Source organism: uncultured Microbacterium sp. (genome assembly GCF_913776565.1).
Lineage (GTDB): Bacteria > Actinomycetota > Actinomycetes > Actinomycetales > Microbacteriaceae > Microbacterium.
This window is the reverse complement of record NZ_CAJYPF010000218.1, coordinates 1-3,238: the sequence shown is the minus strand read 5'-3', so window position 1 is coordinate 3,238 and position 3,238 is coordinate 1. Positions and strand designations below refer to the sequence as shown.

The following is a 3,238-nucleotide window of genomic DNA, read 5'->3' as shown; positions in this document are numbered from 1 at the left end:
CGTTCGGGCCGATCTGCACGCGCCCACCGACCGAGGAGTCCTCCAGCTTCACCTTGTGGCCGCGCGCGACCGCGTGCAGGGCGCCGTGGAAGCACGCCGCGTACCCGGCGGCGAACAACTGCTCGGGGTTGGTGCCGGCGCCCGAGCCGCCCATCTCGGCGGGGGGTGCGACCTCGAGGTCGATGTACGAGCCGGCGCCAACCCCGAGCAGCTGTTCGCCGCCGGCTACGCGGCGTGCTTCCACAGCGCGCTCCACGCCGTCGCACGCGGCCACAAGGTGAAGCTCGAAGACTCCTCGGTCGGCGGGCGCGTGCAGATCGGCCCGAACGGCCAGGGCGGCTATCAGCTCGCCGTGCTCCTCGAGGTCGTGCTCCCCGGCGTCGAGCCGGAGCTCGCCCAGCAGCTCGCCGACGAGGCCCACCAGGTGTGCCCGTACTCGAACGCGACTCGCGGCAACATCGAGGTCACCGTCACGGTCTCGGAGGACTGACCTCCCCCGACCCCGGGGCGGGGCGCTGAGCCCCACGAATCGCGCCCCGTCCCGGCCTGCTCGCGCAGGAACCGACGCCGCTCGCCTCGCGCGGGCGGCGTCGTCGTATCCGCCTTCACGCCAGACGCAACTCGGCATCCTTCTTGGCGTAGGACCGCCGCAGCCACTGGCCGAAGCCGGGCTGCGCCAAGCACGCCGCCGGCCCGTCGCACGTCACGACCGGATCGTGCGCGGCGTAGGTCTCGTAGACATCGACCTTGCCCTCGAGCTCCGCGCCGAAGACGTTCGCCGGCTCGTGCTGCGAGGGATAGCCGATGTAGTAGGAGACGGCATCCACCGAAACCCCCACCGACGGGGCGACGGCCCGCACCAGCGAACCGACACAGGAGTGATCGGGGTGGTCACCGCGGGCGAAAGCGCTCTCGTGCGGGACGTTCGTGGTGATGCGATCGGGCTCTCCGGCGTGGATGAGCTCGGCGATCGTGTCGGACAGACGGCCCGTGTCGAGGGTCGGTCCGTCGTCGATCGGCTTGAGCGCCGGGACGATGCCGTTGATGAGCTGGGTCAGCCCGGCCTCTCCGGTGCTGGGAAAACCCTTGGCGCTGAGGTTGCCGTCGGGTAGGCGCAGCACCGTGACCGACAGGCGCGGATCGTCGCTCGGCACGAAGCGCGTCACGCGCGCGCCGCTCAACAGCGTGATCTCACGCGTCTCCCAGGGGGCGGTGCTGCCTCGCATGGTGTCGTACGCTGCGCGGATGCCGGCTTCGCGCTGCTGGGCATACGCCAGCCCGCGACCCGCGTCACCCGCGGTCACGAAGATCGTCCGCAACGTCGCCCCCGAGGCGATGACCGTGCCCAAGTGGGGGTTGGCGAAGATGATGTCGTCGTCGGCGTGCGCCCACACGGCGACGGTCGTGTCGGTTCCCGGCTGCTCGAAGGCGGGCGACCGGTCGCGCGGAACGGCGTCGGGCACGGGGACGATCGGGCTCAGCTTGACCCACGTCCCCTCGGGGCCGGCGGAGCGTCGGATCTCGCGATACACGAGGGCGCCCCCGCCCAGAGCGGCGAGCCCGCCGACGGCGATCCCGCCGAAGATCAATGCTCGGCGACTGAGCCCGGAGCGCGCGGGCGCCCCCTCGGGCGGGGAGGGCTCCCCGGTCGAAGGCTCGTCGATGTCACTCACGGCGACTCCGTCCTGTCATGCGCCCCCCGGCGACGGATATCGGATTCCACGCCCGTGGGCGCCTTCCGACGCTATCGCGTCCGAGGCGGCATCCCGGACACGCAACCCCGCGGCGCCACCGCCACGCGGCGGTGTGAGCCGATCGCGGCGATCCATCATCCGACGGGTGAATTGCAGGCCCCGACAGCCCGCACCGAACGCATCGACGATCCTCAGCGCGCACCTAAGGAGGGCGTCGACACTCGCTCTATGCAGACGTCCTCACCGCCGCGGTCGCTGTCGCCCGTAGCCCTCCGCGTCCGTGCGGTCCTCAATGAGTGGGATCCCATCGGCGTGCACCTCATCGGTCGGGGGTGGCCCGACGACGAGTACGACGATCTGATCCTCCCGATCCTCGAGGCGCTCGACGTCCGGCCCTCCGTCGACGACCTGGCCGCGGAGCTGCGCGGCGTGGTCGAGATCGACTACGGGCTCCCCTCCCCGGACGGGTGCCATGACGTCGCGCGCTCGCTGCTCGCCCTCCCCCGCTGAGCGCTAACCGCCGTCCGCGGGTGATGCAAGCCCTCCGGCCGCATCGGGGAGCCGCATTAGGTTCGCCCCCATGGCCGATCTCACGCGTCCCCAGACCCCCGACCCCTATCCGCTGCTGCCCGCCGCCGCGTCGTTCGACGTCACCAGCGACGACGTCTCCGACGGACAACCCCTGAAGGACGATCAGGTCGCCGACAAGGGCAACACGTCTCCCCACCTGCGCTGGTCCGGCGCACCCGAAGGCACGAAATCCTTCGTCGTGACGGCATTCGATCCCGATGCCCCGACGCCGAGTGGATTCTGGCACTGGGTCCTCGTCGACCTGCCCGCCGACGTGCACGAGCTGCCCGCGGGAGCGGCGGAGGCCGCCCTGCCCGACGGCGCCTTCCACGTGCGCAACGACGGCGGAGAAGCCGGCTTCATGGGCGCCGCACCCCCGCAGGGCGACCAGCCCCACCGCTACTTCTTCGTGGTGCACGCCGTGTCCGAGGACACCCTCGGCGTCGATGCGGACGCGTCACCCGCGGTCGTGTCGTTCAACCTCGCCTTCAAGACGCTCGGCCGCGCGATCCTGCACGGCACCTACCAGCACTGAGGCCGGCCATGACCAGGAACGACGAGGATTTCGACAAGGCCGAGACCGTGGCCGAGGTCGAGGAACGCGTCCAGGCGCGCTTCCCCGCCGCACCCGACGAGATCGTCCACGACGAGGCGGTGGCCGCCGTCGACAAATACGCCGACGCCCCCGTCAAGGACTTCATCGAGATCATCGCCGAACGCGATGCCCGCGCCGCGGTCGCCGAGACCCTCGAGGGGCAGTAGGGCCGCTTAACCGAGCTGCAACTCGGCCTCGGTCTTAGGGTAGGACCGCTGCAGCCACTCCCCGAACCTTCGGGTCTTGAGGCATGCGGAGCGGTCCGCGCACCGGATGACCTCGTCCTGCTGCGTGTAGATGCGGTAGGTGTCGACCTTCGCGTCGAGCACCGATCCACTGATGTTGCGCGGCAGGTCGGCGGAGGGGTAGCCCACGAAAT

6 protein-coding genes and 1 pseudogene are annotated in these 3,238 nt (G+C 70.8%); 4 read left to right on the top strand and 3 right to left on the bottom strand.

Features of this window, described 5'->3' with window-relative positions:
- A partial coding sequence (locus tag QZ433_RS12300; protein WP_295783886.1) for an OsmC family protein occupies window positions 1-244 on the bottom strand: 244 nt, incomplete at its 3' end.
- Here QZ433_RS12300 and QZ433_RS12295 point away from each other — a divergent pair.
- Window positions 194-490 (top strand): annotated as a pseudogene (locus QZ433_RS12295) (Ohr family peroxiredoxin); the annotation flags it as partial. The gene QZ433_RS12300 and the pseudogene QZ433_RS12295 sit on opposite strands and share 51 nt — an antisense overlap.
- 115 nt (window positions 491-605) lie before the next feature.
- Here QZ433_RS12295 and QZ433_RS12290 read toward each other — a convergent pair.
- Window positions 606-1,673, bottom strand: coding sequence for a PIG-L family deacetylase (locus QZ433_RS12290; protein WP_295783883.1), 1,068 nt, complete (start codon window positions 1,671-1,673; stop codon window positions 606-608).
- 249 nt (window positions 1,674-1,922) lie between these two features.
- Here QZ433_RS12290 and QZ433_RS12285 point away from each other — a divergent pair, with 249 nt between their 5' ends.
- The 3 genes from QZ433_RS12285 to QZ433_RS12275 all read left to right on the top strand — a co-directional run bounded on the left by QZ433_RS12285 (window position 1,923) and on the right by QZ433_RS12275 (window position 3,026).
- Window positions 1,923-2,204, top strand: a complete 282-nt coding sequence (locus QZ433_RS12285; RefSeq protein WP_295783881.1) for a hypothetical protein — start codon at window positions 1,923-1,925, stop codon at window positions 2,202-2,204.
- 70 nt (window positions 2,205-2,274) lie between these two features.
- Window positions 2,275-2,799 carry a YbhB/YbcL family Raf kinase inhibitor-like protein gene (locus QZ433_RS12280; protein ID WP_295783878.1) on the top strand — a complete coding sequence of 175 codons (525 nt, stop codon included), beginning with the start codon at window positions 2,275-2,277 and terminating at the stop codon, window positions 2,797-2,799.
- Window positions 2,800-2,807: 8 nt separating this feature from the next.
- Window positions 2,808-3,026 carry a three-helix bundle dimerization domain-containing protein gene (locus tag QZ433_RS12275; RefSeq protein WP_295783875.1) on the top strand — a complete coding sequence of 73 codons (219 nt, stop codon included), beginning with the start codon at window positions 2,808-2,810 and terminating at the stop codon, window positions 3,024-3,026.
- Between the two features lie 6 nt (window positions 3,027-3,032).
- Here the strand turns inward: QZ433_RS12275 and QZ433_RS12270 are convergent.
- Window positions 3,033-3,238 (bottom strand): hypothetical protein (locus tag QZ433_RS12270; RefSeq protein WP_295783870.1); only part of this gene is annotated, 206 nt, incomplete at its 5' end.